Below are 17006 nucleotides of genomic sequence, written 5' to 3'. Positions count from 1 at the left end.
CCCGGCAGATATTCTGGCAATGTCGCGCCGCCCCTCATCTGCCTGCCGGCATCTTCTCCCCGTATAGTGACGGGGAGAAGGGGCAGCTTCAGCGTTGGCGCCCTTTCCTGCAACGCTGGCGATTGGCGAAATCATCGATGACGGCATCCTTCTCCCCGTCACTATACGGGGAGAAGTGCCCGGCAGGGCGATGAGGGGCAGCAGCAGCCTTGGTCAGCTTGCGTAAGAGATGGCCTTTGAGGCTGGGCACGGAGCCCAGTACTTCATTGGTTAGCTGCGGCCCTGTTTCGGCCTGCTGGATCAGCGTGGTGCCGGCCGACGCCGGTCGACGCGGACCTTCACCATCCGAGCGGCGGCTGCGGCAGCAGCGGAGCGCATTGCCAGCAAGGCAGCAACAGCAAGCACGAGCGCGCTTGCAAGGATCGGAGTAGACAAGGTCATGGCGTTGTTCCTTCTCGTCGGGCTCGCCGCTACGAGCGAGACCATCATCAGCTTCCTTCCATATTGTGGCGGCACCATCGACATTCTCTGAAATGACCAAAATGTGATGGGCGCGTTCGGCGGGGCGGCCGCATCGTTCGATGGCGCAAGCGTCACCCATCCGAGACTGGACCGTGCGAGCTTGCACCCTATCTTGATCCGCGAGTCATCCCGGAGTGACCGCGAGGTCATCCCGGAGTGACCATGAGGTCATCCCGGAGTGACCGTGAGATCATCTCCTAACGAGGAGCACGCCATGACGAAACCCACCGCCGAAGCCGTCAAACCTGCCAAACCTGCCATCACCCAGGCGATGATCGATGCCTATGACGAATACACGCATCTGACGCTCGACCGCCGCCGCTTCATGGAACAGCTGACCAGGCTTGCCGGATCGGGCGCGGCGGCGGCCGCGATCGCGCCGCTGCTTGCGGCGAATTCGGCGCAGGCGGCAATCGTCGCCGACAACGATCCGCGCGTGAAGGCTGAAGATATCACCTATTCCGGCAGCAGCGGTGAGATGAAGGGCTATCTGGTCAGGCCGGCGGACCAGTCCGGCAAGCTCGGCACCGTCATCGTGGTGCATGAGAACAGGGGGCTCAACCCGCATATCAAGGATGTTGCGCGGCGCGTTGCGCTGGAAGGGTTCGTGGCGCTGGCGCCGGATTTCCTGTCGCCGCTCGGCGGCACGCCCGCTGACGAAGACAAGGCGCGCGACATGTTCACCAAGCTCGACGCCAGCCAGGTCACCGCCGATGGCCTGGCGACCATCGCCTATCTCAAGGGCGAGAAGGACGGCAACGGCAAGGTCGGTGCTGTCGGCTTCTGCTGGGGCGGCGGCACGGTCAACAATCTGGCGGTCAACGCGCCCGATCTCGCCGTCGGCGTCGCCTATTACGGCATGCAGCCGAAGGCCGAGGATGTGGCGAAGATCAAGGCGGCGCTGTTGCTGCACTATGCCGGGCTCGACGAGCGCATCGACGCCGGCATCGATGCCTACAAGAAAGCGCTCGACGCCGCCCATGTCGAATACACGCTCTATGTCTATGACGGCGTCAACCATGCCTTCAACAACGACACCTCGGCCGCGCGCTACGACAAGAAGGCAGCCGATCTCGCCTGGGGACGGACGATCGCTTTCCTCAAGGAGAAGCTGGCGTAGGCTTCAGGCCGCCGACGACGCCCATACGCTTTCATAGGCCGGCGACAGCGTAAAACCGGCCGGCAGCACCGAGACCGGGGGCGGGCGCCGCACGCCCTCCTGCAGATAGCGCAACGCCGACACCAGTCCGTTCATCGTGTAGGGCTTGGCGATGACGCCGATCGCGCCGGCGAAATGGTCGGGGATGCGTTTTGGATTGGCGGTCATGAACACCACCATGGAACGGTTACCCTCGCGGATATGCTCGGCAACCTCGACCCCGGTTGGTCCGTCGGCGAGGTGGATATCGACAAAGGCAATATCGGCATCGGCGGTATCAATCATACCTCTTGCTTCGGCCAACGATGTCGCCCAACCCACAACGCTGTGGCCGGCTTCCTCGACGAGGCTTTCCAGTTCCATCGCCAGCAACGCCTCATCCTCGACGATCAGGACCTTGAGCGGTTCGTTCATGACAGCTTCCCTTTCTGCTGCGGTTCGTTCGGCATCGAGATGACGACCTTTGTGCCCGGGCCGGCGTCGCGCCATTCGATGTCGGCATGCAACTGACGGGCAAGCGACTTGATCAGCCGCATGCCGAAAGAAGCATCGCCACTGGCCTCGGCCATGCCGACGCCGTCATCGGAAACCTCGATGTTGAAGTGGCCGTCGGGCTGGCTCATCTTGATGCCGATGCGCCCCGCGGTGGTGCCGTCCGGCTTTTCCTTGAAGGCATGCTTCAGCGCGTTGGTGACAAGCTCATTGACCATCAAGGCAACAGGCGTGGCTTTTTCGGCCGGAATGACGATGGGTTCGAGGTCCAGCGTCGGCTTGATCTCGGCGCGTCCGGATGCGGTCAGCAGGTCGGTGACCAGATCCCTGGCGAAATCCGAGACATCGAAGCGGCTGACATCCTTTGACTGGTAGAGACGGCGATGCACCGTGCTCAGCGCCTCGATGCGCTCCAGCATGGTGGCCAGCGATCGCTTTGTCGCTTCATCCTTGATTGCCCGGCTTTGCATGATGATCAGCGAGGAGATCATCTGCAGGTTGTTTTTCACCCGATGGTCGACCTCGTGCAGCAGCGTGGTCTGCGCCTCAAGGGCGGCCTCAAGCTCGCGCGTGCGTTCCTTGACAGCCTTTTCAAAGCGGTTCTTGTCGGCGGTGATGCGATCCTCCGAGCGCTTGCGATCGGAGACATCGAGCTGTGAGGCAAAGAAGAACAGGAGTTCGCCTTTGTCGTTGGAAACCGGGCTGATGTAGAGCGCATTCCAGAATGTCGAGCCGTCCTTGCGGTAGTTCAACAGATCGATGGCGATATCGGTTCCCGCTGCTATCGCGTCGCGCACGCTAGCCACAGCTGCCTTGTCTGTCTCTGGCCCCTGCAGGAAGCGGCAGTTCTTGCCCATGACCTCGTCGCGCTCGTAGCCGGTCAGGCGCAGGAACGCGTCATTGGCAAAGACGATCGGATTGTCCGCCTGACGGGGATCGGTGATGACCATCGACATGCGGGTGGCGCGGATGGCGGCCGCGAACGGATCGCCCTTGCCGTGCTCGGCATGCAGATTGTCCGTCATGTGCCATGCGTCGGCCGGTTCCCTGGTCCTTTTCCAGTCCATGCTTTCACTCCAAGCCGTTTTTCAGGGGTCACAACGGCTTAGACGTGGAATTGGTTCAATCTTGATCTTCTTGTCGCAGGCAGCCGTTTGCGAAACCGAATCGCCGGTTGCGCAAACTGTCGAAATGAACGGTTTTTGAAGGTTGTCGGATGCAGCCGATTCGCTGAAAGCGGGGCTGGCGCAGACCTTTGGAAATGATCAGGTCGCAATGGTCCGTGGCGGCGCTCGCCGGTGGCGGCTTTCTCAGAACAGCGGAAACATCAGGCGTGGCCACGCTTCATGCGCGCCTGCTTCAGGATGGCGCGCCAGCGGATCATGTCGAAGGGGATAGGCTCGTTGTTGTTGGCGATGTGGAAGATCTCGTTGTTGACGTTCTTCAACGAGCGCCAGAAATCATAGTCGGTGATGCGCGGATCGGCAGCCAGCCTGTCCACCTCGACCTTGATGTCGGTTTTCATGCACGTTCCTCGAACCGCCTGTTGCCCGCCGCCCGCGTCACAACTCGCATGGCACCGTTCTCAAACGGTCAGCTGAGTCGTTCAATGGCCCAAATGGCTTGTTCACGTTAAAACCTTGGTAAGGTTAACGCGGGCGCGGCAGCGCTTCAAGCGGTCCTGCGGCGAATACCGATCGAACGGCCGGCGCGCTCGGGCATCGGCAGTGCAGAATGGGCGGCGCGCATGGCTTCCACCTTGGCCTGCACATCGGCGGGGAAGGGCGCGACTTTCGGCCCGGACATGTCGACATGCAGCGACAGGGTTTCGGAGGTGGCGGCAAGCCAGCCATCGACATGGCGGATTTCCTGGTAGGCCCTCAGCCGCTTGTCGTCGTGATCGATCAGCTGGAAGGATACGACGACCTTGTGTTCGAGGTGCAGTTCCTGGACATAGCAAACATGGACTTCGGCCGTGTAGATGGTCAGGCGCCGCTCTTCGACATAGTCCAGCCCCATGCCCATCGCCTCGAACGCCTCATCCGAGCAGCGGTCGAACAACACGTTGTAATAGGCCATGTTGAGATGGCCGTTGTAGTCGATCCAGTCCTTCTCGATGTCCATCGGTTTGGAAACTAAGGGGGCGGGAACAGGCATGGAAAGTTCCTTGTTCTGGTGCTGGACAGAGCGCGGCAGTCGAGACTACGCATCCATAATCGCATAACAAGCGTGGACGCTGGTCCATTCGCGGAGGAATTCATGGCTCTGAGCGACCTCAATCCGGTCGAACGCAACGAGGAAGGCATCGCCGCCGTGCTCGGCATTCTCAAGCAGCAGCTCGGCGAACGCTTCCAGACAGGCGCGGCGATCCGCTCGCAGCATGCGCATACCACCACCTATATTCCGACGCAGGCGCCTGACGGTGTCGCGTTCTCGGAGACGACAGAAGAGGTGCAGGAGATCGTACGTGCCTGCGCCGCGCACCGCGTGCCGGTCATCGCCTTCGGCGTCGGTTCCTCGCTGGAGGGCCACACCAACGCGCCGGGTGGCGGCATCTCGGTCGACACCTCGCGCATGAACCGCATCCTGTCGGTCAACCCCGAGGATCTCGACTGCACGGTCGAGCCTGGCGTAACGCGCGAGGATTTGAATCGGCACCTGCGCGATACCGGCCTGTTCTTCCCCATCGATCCCGGCGCCAATGCTTCGCTCGGCGGCATGGCGGCAACGCGGGCCTCCGGCACCAATGCGGTGCGCTACGGCACGATGCGTGAAAACGTGCTGTCGCTGACGGCCGTCATGGCCGATGGCGAGACGGTGACGACCGGCAAGCGGGCGAAAAAGAGTTCGGCCGGCTACGATCTGACGCGGCTTCTGGTCGGCTCGGAAGGCACGCTCGGCATCATCACCTCGCTGACCTTGAAGCTGCAAGGCATTCCGCAGGCGATCTCCGGCGGCGTCTGCCCGTTTCCAAACCTCGAGGCGGCCTGCAACGCGGTCATCGCGACCATCCAGATGGGCATTCCGGTGGCGCGGATCGAACTGGTCAATGGACTGCAGATGCGGGCGATGAAGAATTACTCGAAGCTCGATTATCCCGAGAGCCCGTGCCTGTTCGTCGAGTTCCACGGCAGCGATGCCGGCGTCGCCGAACAGGCCGAGACCTTCGGTGCCATTGCTGAAGACAATGGCGGCGGGCCATTCCTTTGGACCAGCGTCGCCGAGGAGCGCACGAAACTCTGGAAAGCCAGGCACGATGCTTATTGGGCGTCGCTGACGCTACGGCCGGGCGCCAAGGGCCTTTCGACCGATGTCTGCGTGCCGATCTCGCGGCTGGCCGAATGCGTTGCCGAAACCGAGGCCGACATTGCCGAGATGGGCCTGGTTGCGCCGATCGTCGGCCATGCCGGCGACGGCAATTTCCATGTGCTGGTGCTGATGGACGTCAACGACCCCAAAGAGATCGCGCTGGCGGAGAAATTCGTCTCGCGGCTGAACATGCGGGCGATCGCCATGGACGGCACCTGCACCGGCGAACACGGCATCGGCCAGGGCAAGATCGGCTTCCTGCGCCATGAGCTCGGCCATGGTGTCGACATCATGCGCTCCATAAAAAAAGCGCTCGACCCGCAAGACATCATGAACCCGGGCAAGATATTACCTGCATAGCCGAAATGTGAGGAGCGGCAATGGATACCCTGATTATAAGGGCATCGCTTGGCAAGACACTGTTACTGCTGTCGGCCAGCCTCTTCTTTGTCCTGGCCTGCGCTTTCCTGATTTATGTCTCCGAGGACGGCGACACCGCCGGCCTTTGGTGGTGCGTGGCCTTTTTCGGGCTGGTCGCGTTGGTGTTTGCCTGGCAGCTTGTGCGGCCGCAGATTCTGGTGCTGAACGGACAAGGTTTCAGTCTCGGCGGAGGCCTTGTTCGATCGCCCAACCTGGTCCCCTGGAAGAATATCGAAAGCTTCTTCGTCGTCCATCGCCGGCGCAGGATAGGCGATATGATCGGGTACAATTTCGCACCGGGGGTCAAGAAAAGCTCCGTCATGGGCAGCGTGACCAAAAGCCTCGGCGCCGAAGCCGCATTACCGCAGGGCTGGACATTGTCGCCCGAGGAGATGGTGGTGCTGCTGAACGAATATCGCCGACGGGCCATGGCAGGATAGTCTCTTGCGCACAGGCCGGACCGCGGTCAAAGGCGTCCAAAAATCTCTGCTCTTCCAGATACATCAGAGATCAAGCAACTCTGGATGAATTGCCTCTTTATCGACACGCTGATGCGGGTAGAGTGCGGCTGACTTTCAATCAACCCGTTCGGAGCTGATGCTCGCACGCCTGTTCGTGATCTTCGGTGGCTTGTTTGTGCTGGTGCTGGTTGCGGCGCTGGTGGTGCCGTATTTTGTCGATTGGACCGGGTACCGCGCCCAATTCGAGCGCGAGGCGAGCGCCATTCTCGGCCGCAAGGTGACGGTGCAAGGCGACGCCACGGCGCGGCTGTTGCCGTTCCCCTCGGTGACCTTCTCAAACGTCACGGTCGCCGGCGGCCCCGGCGGCCAGCCGGCAATGACCGTCGAGACCTTTTCGATGGACGCGGAACTGGCGCCGTTCCTGCGCGGCGAAGTGCTGATTTTCGACATGCGGCTGGTGCATCCGAAGGCGACGATCGACATCGCCGATAACGGCACGGTCGACTGGGCGATACGGCCGTCCTCGCCCTTCGATCTCAACCAGATCTCGATCGAGAAGCTCACGGTGACGGAGGGAGAAATTGCGCTCCGCCATGCCGCAGGCGGGCGCAGCCATCTGATTTCCGAGATCAATTCGACCATCTCTGCCAAGTCGCTGGCCGGGCCGTGGCGCATGGACGGAACGTTGCTGCTCGACGGACTGCGTTCGACGGTTGCGGCTTCGACCGGCAAGGCCGAAGGCAGCGGCCAGATGCGGCTGAGGCTCAAGGTCGATCCCGATGCCTATCCACTGGTCATCGAAACCGACGGCAATGCAGGCATCGTCAATGGGGCTGCCGTCTATTCCGGCCAGTTCAAGATTTCCGGCAACGACAAGAATTCGGCTACGCTGCGCGGCAGCGATGGTGAGGTTGTCGAGATCAATACGGGCAAGGTCAGCGCCGGCAAGCCCGATCCGGGCTTCCGGCTGAACGGCAAGTTCTCGCTTGATCACCAGAAGCTCGGCGTCGACGAATTCCGCTTCGAGACCGGGCCGCTCGACAATCCCTACACAGCCGACGGCAAGGCTTCGGTCGATCTCGGCCTTAGGCCGAACTTCGCCATCGAGGCCAATGGCGCGCAGGTGCAACTGGACGAGGCGGTGGGCGCTGAGAAGGGCGTCGGCCTGACGCTGGACCAGCGCATTGCCGGAATCGAGCAGGCGCTGCTCGAACTGCCGAAGCCGAGCATCCCCGGCACTGTCGAGGTCAAGCTGCCGGCGGTGGTGGCCGGCGACACCACGGTGCGCGACGTGCATCTCTCGGCCGAGCCGGTCGAGGGCGGCTGGTCGGTGAAATCGCTGGCCGCGACCTTGCCCGGGCGCACGACGCTGGAAGCCAGCGGCATGCTCAGCGTCGAAGATCATTTCGGTTTCAGCGGCTCCATGCTGCTGGCGGTGGCGCAGCCTTCCGGCTTTGCTGCCTGGTTGTCGAAAGATGTCGACGAGGCGATCCGCCGGCTGCCGGCCGCCGGCTTCAAGGCCAAGGTGGAGCTGTCGGAGAAGCGCCAGGCGTTCAGCGATCTCGAACTGATCCTCGGCAAGTCGAAGTTCACCGGCCGCATCGATTCCAACCAGCCCGACGACGCCAAGTCCTCGGTGCTGATGCGGCTCGAGGGCGGCGAACTCGATGTCGACGGGCTGACGGCCTTCGCCTCGATCTTCGTCAGCCACAAGGGCGCCAACCGCTTTTCCGACCGTGACCTCGATTTTCAGATCAAGGCAGGGCCGGTCAATGCCGGCGGGCTCACCGCCGACACTGTCGATACCGCGCTCCGGCTCCGCGACGGGCTGCTCGAAATCGACCGGCTGTCGATTGGCGGCCTTGCCGGCGCCTCGATCAGCGCCACCGGCCGGATCAAGGATTTTCCCGCAAGCCCGACCGGCAAGCTCGATGCCTCGGTGGTCGCCGTCGATCTGAAGCCGCTGATCGACATTGCCGCGCAACACTATCCCGACAATCTGATGCTGAAGGGACTGGCTGGCCGCACGGCCGCCTATCCTGAACTGTTCCAGGACGCGCGCGTCGATCTGGTGGCGAGCGCCGCCGACAATGGCGACGGCACCACCGGGCTGGCGGTGAGCGGACAAGGCAAGGCCGGCGGTTCGGGCTTTTCGGCGTCGCTGTCGGGCAAGGGGGCCGTAGGCCAGTTGCTTGACGCGCCGGTGACGCTGACCTTCAACGCCAAAAATCCCGACGCCACGGCGCTGCTGGCGCTCTACGGCCTGCCGGCGCTGCCGCTCGGCATGCTCGGCCAGGCAAGCACCGATATTTCGGCGAAAGGCACGCTCGGCGGCGGCCTGGCGACGAGCTTCAATTTCGCCGCCGACGACTTCAAGGCGACGTTCGACGGCACCGTTGCTCAGACGCCGCAAGGCGCCACCGCCAAGGGCAAGATCGGCCTCGACGCCTCCGACATCGAGCCTTGGCTGATGACGACCGGCGCCGGCCTGCCGGGCATGGGAACGGGCACCTCGACCTCGCTCAGCGCGGATGCCGATTTCGGCAGTGGCCTGCTGGTGTTGAGCGGTCTCAGCGGATCCATCAACGAGTCGGAGATTTCGGGCGACGTCAACATCGATGCGAAGCAGGGGCTGCCGCATTTTGCCGGTGCGCTGGCGCTCGACGAACTGGACCTCGACCCGATTGCGGTTGCGCTGTTCGGTGACCAGTCGTTCCTCAGCAGCAACGCGAACTGGCCGACGGCGCCATTCAGCCAGAAATCCAGCCTGCCGTTCAGCGCCGATCTCGATCTGACGACGGCGACGCTTGCCGCCGGACCGCTGGCGACAGCCTATGATGCGTCGCTGTCGTTGAAACTGGACCAGGAAGGCATCCGCGTTTCGGACCTGAAGGCAAAACTGCTCGGCGGCGCGCTCACCGGATTGTTCGAGTTGAAGAACACAGACGGCACGGGGCTGTTCTCCGGCCAGATGAGGCTTGCCGGCGCCGACCTGGCGACTGTGCTGCCGGCTGCCGGATTGAGTGGCAACGGCGATTTCTCGACAGGGCTGTCGACCAGCGGCAAATCGGTCGACGCGATGATTGCCGCACTCTCCGGCTCGGGCACGGCGGCGCTGAAAGGCCTCACCATTGCCGGCGTCAATCCCGATGCCTTCGGCGCGTTGATTGCCAAGGCCGATGCGATCGGGCGCGACATCGACGTGGCCAAGACCGCGGGCTTTGCACCTGAGATCGCTGGCGACGGCAGCTTTGCTGCCGGCGATGCCGACATCGCCTTCACGGTCGCCGGCGGCACGTTGCGGGCACCACCGATCAAATTCGAAAACCAGGCGGCGACGCTGTCTGCCGACATCACGGCCGACCTCAACACCGGCACCGTCGCCACCAAGGGCGCTGTCACCTACATGCCTGGCGACGAGGCGCTGATCGGCTCCGATCCGACGGTCAATTTCAGCGTCGATGGGCCGTTCGGGGCGCTGAAGAAGCAGTTCGACAGCGAGCCGCTGGCGCAATTTTTGACCCAGCGCGCGCTGGAAAAGGAGCAGCAGCGGGTCGAGGCTATGCAGGCCGCACTGCTCGAGAAGCAGCGGCTGCGGCGCGAGGTGCGCTACTACGCCGCCCTGCAGACCGAGCGCGACAACGCCGCCGAGGAATTGCGCAAGCAGGAGGAAGCGGCACGGCTCAAAGCCGAGGCCGACGCCAAGGCGAAGGCACAGGCCGATGCGAAGGCACAGGACGAAGCGGATGCCAAGGCCAAGGCGGATGCCGAAGCAAAGGCCGATGCCGATGCGAAAGCGCAGGCAGAGGCTGACGCAAAGGCCAAGGCAGATGCGGACGCGAAAGCCCAGGCGGAAGAGCAGGCTGCCGAAGACGCCGCCAAGGCCGAGGACGAACGGAAGAAGGCCGAACAGGCTCGGATCGCTTCGCAGGAAAAAGCCAGGCTGGAGGCCGAGCGCAAGGCTCAGGAGCAGGCGCCGAAGGTCGACCGCTCACTTCCCGGTGTCAGTGACGGTTCGGCCCCGGCGCCGCCGAAGCCCAGGACAAATCCGTTCTCCGTCGACAATCTGCTGAAGTCGCTGGGCAATTAGGCACCCGCATCGCCGACGGCACCGGTCCGCGACTTGCGGACTATTGCTTGTGACGGGTCAGCAGGCGTCCCAGCATCGGTTCGATGCGCTTGAGCTCATCGAGATGCGCGGCGGACAATTCGGCAAGACGGTCTTCGGCGTGTTCGGTCAAGCTTTGCGGTCGAACTCACCGGCAACACCCATGTGCTGGTGCCGTTGATCGCCGCTTGCGCGGCGCTCACGCGGTCACCGTGCTGTTGATGAAGCGGTCGATCCTGACGGAAAAGATTGCCAGGCGAGGGCATCATCTGGTTCGCGAATATCGTGTCGATCCCTTCGCGCTGACCAGGGTGCGCGAGGTCATGACCGCGCAGGTGGAGAGCGTGCCGGCGACGATGACGCTACATGGCGCAGCCGCCTTCCTGACCGCGCCCCAGACGCGGCATCCGAGCTTTCCCGTCGTCAGCGAAGACGGCCAGGTGCTTGGCGTCATCGATCCGCCGGCGATCCTGCGCTGGAGGCGCTCGGGCAAGCACCGCACCACGACGCTTGGCGAATTGCTTGACGGCGGCAAGCTCACGCTTGCCTATCCGGACGAGTATCTCGAGGGTCTTTCCGACAAGCTGCTGATGGCCAATGTCTCGCATCTGCCGGTTGTCGCGCGCGAGGACGCGCGGCTGGTCGGCTATGTCGGCTGGAAAGATCTGATGCGCGTCCGGTCGAAGAAGCTTGCCGAGGAACGCGATCGCTCGACGCTGCTGGGATTTGGCACCCGCCGCAAGAAACAGGATGCGGTCATAAAGGCCTAAGAAGTTCTGGCGCCGCGCTTGGCCCAGTCCAGCACGTGGAGCCTGAGGGCCGACGACAGATTCGCATCTCGCGGCCTTGTTTCGTCGATTTCGGCGACCAGGGCAGCAAGCGTCAGCTTGCGCGCGGCGGCGATGGCGAGGAGATCGTCGTAAAAGGGTTTTTCGAGGGAATAGCTGGTGCGATGACCGCGGATGGTCACCGAGCGTTTTTCGACCGGGCTCACCGCAGGCGGTCCATCAATCGCCCTGGTCTTCCGGGCGTTCGCGGCGGTGGCCGGCGACGAATTTTTCGGCCTTGTCCAATGTCAGCCGGTCACGAGTTCTTTCGGCTTTGGAACGGCCGTGCAGAGCGCGGTTCTCGCCGGCGAGCTTTTCCTTTTCGGTGCGCGCCTTCTGCTTGCGGACCTGGCGAAGGTTGACGATTTCGCCCATGTCGCGCCGTCCGTCCCGCTACTTCTTGCGGAAGGCGTCGAGCGACACGACGTCGGCGCCCTTGCCGGCGGCGGCATCGGCCACGGCGGGCTTTTTCTCCGCCTCAGTGGCAGCTGCCTTCTTCTCGGCCTTCGGCTTTTTCTCGGAGACGATAGCCAAAGGCTCGGCAGCCGGCTGGGCGGCTGCATCGTCTTCCGCCGGGACGTCGGTCTTAACGTCGAATTCGAGTTCGAAATTGACCGATGGGTCGTAGAAGCCGCGTACGGCCGAGAACGGGATTTCCAGCTTCTCCGGCACGTCGGAGAAGGACAGCCCGACCTCGAAGCCGGTATCGGTCACCTTGAGGTCCCAATACTGGAACTGGATGACGATGGTCATCTGTTCGGGATAGCGCTCGCGCAGCCTGGAGGACACCCGCACGCCCGGCGCGCCGGTCAGGAATGTGATGAAGAAATGATGATTGCCGGGAAGGCCGGTGCGCGCGACTTCGGCCAGGACCTTGCGCATGACGCCGCGCAACGCCTCCTGGGCCAGAATGTCGTAGCGGATGTGGTCGTCGGCCATGTGCTGGTCGGGTTCCGTTGAATCGTCCGCATAGCTGTAATCAAGCTTGAGCGCGGCGTAAACCGGATATAGATCGCTGATGCGCCGAAGCGAAGCCCGTAACGGACGATTTGATCGCCTGCTTTGGCGTTCAGGCGCTGGCCAGCTGTTTTTCCACCGCTGCCGCTGATCTGCGCTTGCCGAAGGCGCGCAGAAATGTGCGCACGCCGTGGGTCGCGGATTGCAGCACTTCATCTTCCGACGGCATGCCGCCGAGCATGAAGGTGGTCTGCAGTTCGGCGTTGGCTAGCGCCAGGAACTGGCGTGCGGCGACATCGGGATCGTCGACCGCGAGATGGCCGGCATGGGCGAGGCGGGCAAAACGGGCGGCAAGTGCCGGCCAGGTCCGGCCCGGCCCCTGGTCGCGCCATTCGGCGAAGAGCTCGGGATAGCGCTCGCCTTCGGTCTGGATCAGCTTGCGCAGGAAGCGTCCGTCGCGGTTGCAGATGCAGTTCTGATTCATGCGCACGGCAAAGCCAATCAGGTCGGCTTCCAGATCCTTCGGCTGGTCTGGGAAAGAGGCGAAGGTGGCGAAGATGCCGGCATTGCAGCGCTCCGTCAGATCGCGCACCACAGCCATGAAGAGCTTTTCCTTGTCGCGGTGGTGATTATAGATGGTCTGGCGCGACACGCCGGCCTCCACCGCGATCAGGTCGATATTCGCGCCGGCAAAGCCTTCCCGGCAAAAGACCGAAGCCGCCGCATCGATAATCGACATACGCTTGGCCTCGTGGCCGCGTGGCGGGAAAATGTCAGGAGAAACGGCAAGCTTCATAGAAATCTATATAGAGGTGATTGACGAATTAGACAAGGCTGTCTAAATTTGTGGACACAATAAATGGGGAATTCGCTCCGTAGAGACGAATAATCTCGCTCTGAGCCGTCGGATTTCAAAGGGATGGAACGTCCTAGGGTTAGTCGTCGCGTTGGCGGCGCCAACCAGACTTGAAAGAAGCCTTTATCATGAGTCCCAAATTCCTCCGCATCGCGGTCGTGCTCGGCCTGTTGTCCGCTATCGGCCCCTTCGCCATCGACATGTATCTGCCGGCGTTGCCTTCGATCGGCGAAGATCTGCATGCCGGCACCGCCGCCGTTCAGATGAGCCTTTTGATCTTCTTCCTGTCGATGGGCTTCGGCCAGATCGTCGTCGGACCGATCTCCGACATGGTCGGCCGCAAGCTGCCGCTTTACGGCGGCCTTGCGCTGTTCATGGTCGGCGGTATCGGTTCGGCCATGAGCCCGACCATCGAATGGCTGATCGCCTTCCGCTTCCTGCAGGGACTGGGCGCCAGCGCCGGCATGGCGGTGCCGCGCGCCATCGTGCGCGACCTGCACACCGGCACCGAAGCCGCCAAGCTGATGTCGCTGCTGATGCTGGTGTTTTCGGTGTCGCCGATCCTGGCGCCGCTGACCGGCAGCCAGATCATCGAGAATTTCGGCTGGCGCGCCGTGTTCTGGACGGTGACGGGCGCGGCCCTGCTGGCCACCATTCTGCTGGCGACCTCGCTGAAGGAGACGCGGCCGGCGGAAGAACGCGTCGGTTCCTCCTTCGGAACCGCACTCGCCGGCTATCGCTTCCTCATGGGTGACCGCAATTTCCTCGGCCTGGTGGCGATCGCCGGCTTCGGCATCGCCAGCTTCTTCGTCTACCTCTCGAGTTCGTCCTTCATCCTGATCGACCATTACGGGCTGTCGCCTTCCGTCTACAGCGTGTTCTTCTCGATCAATGCGGTGGCCTTCATCGGCATGTCGCAACTGACGGGGATGCTGTCGGAGCGCTTCGGGCTGAAGCGCGTCGTCTGGGTGGCGGTGACCGGCTATGCCACGACGATGGTGGTGCTGTTCGCAGTCATGGCGACCGGCGTCGACCGGCTCGATGTGATGGCGGCACTGCTGTTCGTCGGCTACGGCTTCCTCGGCCTGGTCATCCCGACGACGTCGGTGCTGGCCATGGAAGAGCATGGCGAGATCGCCGGCACGGCCTCGGCGCTGATGGGCACGCTGCACTTCGCCATCGGTGCGCTGGCGATGGGCGTCGCCGGCATCTTCTTCGACGGCACCCCGCTGCCCATGGTGGCCGGCATCACGCTCTGCGCCGTAATCTCGTTCACGCTGGCCAAACTGACGCTCGGCCGCTCGCGCGAAGCCGTTGAAGCGCCGGCCGAGTAAGCTGACCGCAATCGACCGGAAAGGCCGGGTCATCCCGGCCTTTTTCACGTCTGGGGTAATCCGGCCCCGGCCAGAACCACGGCCTTCGACCGACGCCAGCGGCAAATTGCACCAGCTCATGGCTCAATTTGGTGTAGGCTTCGCGTCCCATCGTCATGCGAAATCCGGCCAGCGGCAGCCGGCATTGCGCCTACGATATCGAGGAGGGGAGAAGTGGAGGTTTCTGTTGCCAGGTACCTCCGAACCCCGCCTACAAGTGCGAACCTCTAGGGCTTGATTTGAAGCTATCGCACCGCTTACGCGGCGAGACGTGCTTCCGCATAGTTGTCATTTGCAACTACAGGTTTAGCCCGATGACGGTGGTACCATGCCGGGCAAAAGTACGATCTTTACACCTTCGTCGATCCTATTTCGCCCCCAGCAACAGCCGCTCTGATCACAGAGCGGTTCTTGGTGGAGGCGCCGGGTACCGCCCCCGGGTCCGAACGGCTTATTACATCGCCCATTTATCGCCATAGTCGGTCAAGCCGACAAAACGAATATAGGGGGGCGGCGCACAAAATGAAAGGCCGCAATGACACTTCTTGGCCGCACCAAACTGCGGCGCCGAGGGTTGACTCGCGCGCGGTCTCAACCGAAGCTTTGCGATGGTGAGGAGCATCGACATAGCGCACAAGTTGCGGCAGCGCGCCACAGCCCTCATCGATCGGATCCCGTGGCGCCGACATGGGGAAATTTGATGGCCGATTATCTCGCAGACGTGAAGAAATACGACGCCGCCGCAAATGCCGATGTGGTTGCCAAGATTGTGAAACATCTGGGCATCGCGCTGCGCAACCGCGATTCCTCGCTGGTATCCTGCACCGACCCCAAGGAATTGGAGCGCGTCAAGACCAACTGGGTTGCCAAGAAACTCGGCGTGACCGACGGGGCGAAAGCCGACTCTGCGATCGAGAAGACCTGCAAGGCGTTGGCCGCCGACAGCTCCAAGAGCCGCGTGACTTTCTACTATCTGGTCGCCAAGGATCTGGGCAAGCTCGGCTCTTTGTAGAGATTATTGCCGATAGGCAGAGCGCGCGTTTGATTTTGCTCCTCACCGGAGATCAGCACCGCCCCTCATTGCCCTGCCGGGCATTTCTCCCCGTATAGTGACGGGGAGATAGGGCTGACCGCAGCCTTGGCTCTCTCTCTCTCTCTCTCTCTCTCTCTCTCTCTCGAACGCTTGTGATTGGCGAAACCGCTGATCACAGCGCCCCTCTCCCCGTCCCTATACGGGGAGAGGATGCCGGCAGGCAGGTGAGGGGCAGCGCTAACCCTTGAAGAGTGATGGGGCAAGCCGCGTTCTGGTCCTTTTGCTGTGTTCGGCCGGCGGCCAGTCGGTTATGATGGCGGTAATCCCGAATCGAGGCGAAGCCGATGCGCCAGTATCTCGACCTTTTGCAGCATGTGCTGGACAATGGCGCCGACCGTGGCGACCGCACGGGCACCGGCACGCGTGGGGTATTCGGGTACCAGATGCGCTTCGACCTGTCGCGCGGCTTTCCCGTCACCACCACCAAGAAGCTGCATCTGAAGTCGATCATCCATGAACTCCTGTGGTTCCTGGCCGGCGACACCAACATCAAATACCTTAGAGATCATGGCGTTTCGATCTGGAACGAATGGGCCGACGAGAATGGCGATCTCGGCCCGGTCTATGGCAAGCAGTGGCGCTCCTGGCCGGATGGCCATGGCGGGTCGATCGACCAGATTGCCAATGTTCTGAAGGAGATACGCAGGAATCCGAATTCACGCCGGCTGATCGTTTCGGCGTGGAACCCGGCCGAAGTGGAGGCGATGGCGCTGCCGCCCTGCCACTGCCTGTTCCAGTTCTACGTCTCGGACGGCAAGCTGTCCTGCCAGCTCTACCAGCGCTCGGCCGACATTTTTCTCGGCGTACCCTTCAACATCGCTTCCTACGCGCTGCTGACCCTGATGGTGGCGCAGGTGACCGGGCTGAAGCCCGGCGAGTTCGTCCATACGCTGGGCGATGCGCATCTCTATTCCAACCATTTCGAGCAGGCGCGCGAGCAATTGCGGCGCACACCCAAGGCGCTGCCGACGCTGTGGATCAATCCGGAGGTGAAGGACCTGTTCGCCTTCCGCTTCGAGGATTTCCGGCTGGAAAACTATTTTGCCGACGCTTCGATCAAGGCGCCGATCGCGGTCTGATCCGTCCACCGTCAATCAATTCCGACCCTCAATCGATGTCGACCATGACGTCGGTTGCCTTGATCATGGTATAGGCTGCTTGCCTTTTTCGAGCTTGAGATCGGCAACGGCCTCGTTGGTGATCGAAGCGTGACGACGGAGCCGGCGACATCACCGCGGACAGGCGAGGTGCTTTGACGATCTCGACGATCGTTCCCTTGAGGATGTTGCGGGCGCTGATCTTCATCGGAGTTCCTTTCCGGGTTTCGGTGCACGTCCAAACCAGAACAATCGATGCCGAACATACGCTTTCGCAGGAGGCGGCCTTCCCTTGTTATATTCATCCAGATATATCGGTCGGCAGGAGTCGA

17 protein-coding genes, 1 other RNA gene and 2 pseudogenes are annotated in these 17006 nt (G+C 62.4%); 8 read left to right on the top strand and 12 right to left on the bottom strand.

All coding sequences use genetic code 11. From position 1 onward, the window contains the following. Positions 1 to 88 precede the first annotated feature (88 nt). On the bottom strand, positions 89 to 601 hold the full coding sequence (locus NKI64_RS11505) for a hypothetical protein (RefSeq protein ID WP_352668027.1): 513 nt from the start codon (positions 599 to 601) through the stop codon (positions 89 to 91). 135 nt (positions 602 to 736) lie between these two features. Between NKI64_RS11505 and NKI64_RS11500 the strand changes: the two genes are divergently transcribed. After that, positions 737 to 1642, top strand: a complete 906-nt coding sequence (locus NKI64_RS11500; RefSeq protein WP_023682108.1) for a dienelactone hydrolase family protein — start codon at positions 737 to 739, stop codon at positions 1640 to 1642. Positions 1643 to 1645: 3 nt separating this feature from the next. Here NKI64_RS11500 and NKI64_RS11495 read toward each other — a convergent pair whose 3' ends face one another. From NKI64_RS11495 to NKI64_RS11475, 5 genes are all read right to left on the bottom strand, one after another. Continuing rightward, a complete protein-coding gene (locus NKI64_RS11495; RefSeq protein ID WP_023668313.1) occupies positions 1646 to 2095 on the bottom strand; it encodes a response regulator in 450 nt (149 codons plus the stop codon). Further along, on the bottom strand, positions 2092 to 3240 hold the full coding sequence (locus tag NKI64_RS11490; RefSeq protein ID WP_023753522.1) for a histidine kinase dimerization/phosphoacceptor domain -containing protein: 1149 nt from the start codon (positions 3238 to 3240) through the stop codon (positions 2092 to 2094). Before NKI64_RS11490 ends, NKI64_RS11495 begins: the two co-directional genes overlap by 4 nt. Before the next feature lie 55 nt (positions 3241 to 3295). Beyond that, a complete protein-coding gene (locus tag NKI64_RS11485; RefSeq protein WP_155929625.1) occupies positions 3296 to 3514 on the bottom strand; it encodes a hypothetical protein in 219 nt (72 codons plus the stop codon). Further along, positions 3501 to 3698 carry a hypothetical protein gene (locus tag NKI64_RS11480; RefSeq protein WP_013531006.1) on the bottom strand — a complete coding sequence of 66 codons (198 nt, stop codon included), beginning with the start codon at positions 3696 to 3698 and terminating at the stop codon, positions 3501 to 3503. Before NKI64_RS11480 ends, NKI64_RS11485 begins: the two co-directional genes overlap by 14 nt. Before the next feature lie 146 nt (positions 3699 to 3844). Then, on the bottom strand, positions 3845 to 4330 hold the full coding sequence (locus NKI64_RS11475; RefSeq protein ID WP_023699589.1) for a thioesterase family protein: 486 nt from the start codon (positions 4328 to 4330) through the stop codon (positions 3845 to 3847). A gap of 102 nt (positions 4331 to 4432) precedes the next feature. Between NKI64_RS11475 and NKI64_RS11470 the strand changes: the two genes are divergently transcribed. The 4 genes and pseudogenes from NKI64_RS11470 to NKI64_RS11455 form a co-directional block, all read left to right on the top strand. Beyond that, positions 4433 to 5842 carry an FAD-binding oxidoreductase gene (locus NKI64_RS11470; protein WP_023725338.1) on the top strand — a complete coding sequence of 470 codons (1410 nt, stop codon included), beginning with the start codon at positions 4433 to 4435 and terminating at the stop codon, positions 5840 to 5842. A gap of 20 nt (positions 5843 to 5862) precedes the next feature. After that, positions 5863 to 6342, top strand: coding sequence for a hypothetical protein (locus NKI64_RS11465; RefSeq protein ID WP_023667425.1), 480 nt, complete (start codon positions 5863 to 5865; stop codon positions 6340 to 6342). Between the two features lie 157 nt (positions 6343 to 6499). After that, entirely contained in the window at positions 6500 to 10453 is a 3954-nt protein-coding gene (locus NKI64_RS11460; RefSeq protein ID WP_352668022.1) for an AsmA family protein, read from the top strand. 153 nt (positions 10454 to 10606) lie between these two features. Then, positions 10607 to 11241: pseudogene (locus NKI64_RS11455) on the top strand (CBS domain-containing protein); the annotation flags it as partial. Here the strand turns inward: NKI64_RS11455 and NKI64_RS11450 are convergent. The 4 genes from NKI64_RS11450 to NKI64_RS11435 all read right to left on the bottom strand — a co-directional run bounded on the left by NKI64_RS11450 (position 11238) and on the right by NKI64_RS11435 (position 13051). Further along, a complete protein-coding gene (locus NKI64_RS11450; RefSeq protein WP_023714750.1) occupies positions 11238 to 11465 on the bottom strand; it encodes a ribbon-helix-helix domain-containing protein in 228 nt (75 codons plus the stop codon). The pseudogene NKI64_RS11455 and the gene NKI64_RS11450 sit on opposite strands and share 4 nt — an antisense overlap. Positions 11466 to 11478: 13 nt before the next feature. Then, the gene (locus tag NKI64_RS11445; RefSeq protein WP_023699586.1) at positions 11479 to 11673 is read right to left on the bottom strand and encodes a DUF4169 family protein; all 195 of its coding nucleotides are present in this window, start codon (positions 11671 to 11673) and stop codon (positions 11479 to 11481) included. An 18-nt stretch (positions 11674 to 11691) separates the two neighbouring features. Continuing rightward, positions 11692 to 12237, bottom strand: coding sequence for an SspB family protein (locus tag NKI64_RS11440; protein WP_023667419.1), 546 nt, complete (start codon positions 12235 to 12237; stop codon positions 11692 to 11694). A gap of 130 nt (positions 12238 to 12367) precedes the next feature. After that, positions 12368 to 13051: a TetR/AcrR family transcriptional regulator gene (locus tag NKI64_RS11435; protein WP_023668320.1), complete on the bottom strand. Its 684-nt coding sequence runs from the start codon at positions 13049 to 13051 to the stop codon at positions 12368 to 12370. Between the two features lie 188 nt (positions 13052 to 13239). Here NKI64_RS11435 and NKI64_RS11430 point away from each other — a divergent pair, with 188 nt between their 5' ends. Next, positions 13240 to 14445, top strand: coding sequence for a multidrug effflux MFS transporter (locus NKI64_RS11430; RefSeq protein WP_023682099.1), 1206 nt, complete (start codon positions 13240 to 13242; stop codon positions 14443 to 14445). A gap of 212 nt (positions 14446 to 14657) precedes the next feature. On the opposite strand, the gene ssrA is transcribed toward NKI64_RS11430, so the two are convergent. Next, positions 14658 to 15016, bottom strand: a transfer-messenger RNA (tmRNA) gene (gene ssrA, locus NKI64_RS11425). A gap of 168 nt (positions 15017 to 15184) precedes the next feature. Between ssrA and NKI64_RS11420 the strand changes: the two genes are divergently transcribed. Both NKI64_RS11420 and NKI64_RS11415 read left to right on the top strand, forming a co-directional pair. Continuing rightward, positions 15185 to 15496, top strand: a complete 312-nt coding sequence (locus NKI64_RS11420; RefSeq protein WP_023668323.1) for a DUF2853 family protein — start codon at positions 15185 to 15187, stop codon at positions 15494 to 15496. Positions 15497 to 15861: 365 nt separating this feature from the next. Then, the gene (locus NKI64_RS11415; RefSeq protein ID WP_023714748.1) at positions 15862 to 16656 is read left to right on the top strand and encodes a thymidylate synthase; all 795 of its coding nucleotides are present in this window, start codon (positions 15862 to 15864) and stop codon (positions 16654 to 16656) included. A gap of 28 nt (positions 16657 to 16684) precedes the next feature. Here NKI64_RS11415 and NKI64_RS11410 read toward each other — a convergent pair. Beyond that, positions 16685 to 16882, bottom strand: a pseudogene (locus tag NKI64_RS11410) (TOBE domain-containing protein). Positions 16883 to 17006 lie beyond the last annotated feature (124 nt).

It is taken from the genome of Mesorhizobium sp. M0478, from assembly GCF_040321305.1.
Lineage (GTDB): Bacteria > Pseudomonadota > Alphaproteobacteria > Rhizobiales > Rhizobiaceae > Mesorhizobium.
Note: the sequence above shows the minus strand (reverse complement) of the source record. Positions and strands in the feature narration are given on the sequence as shown.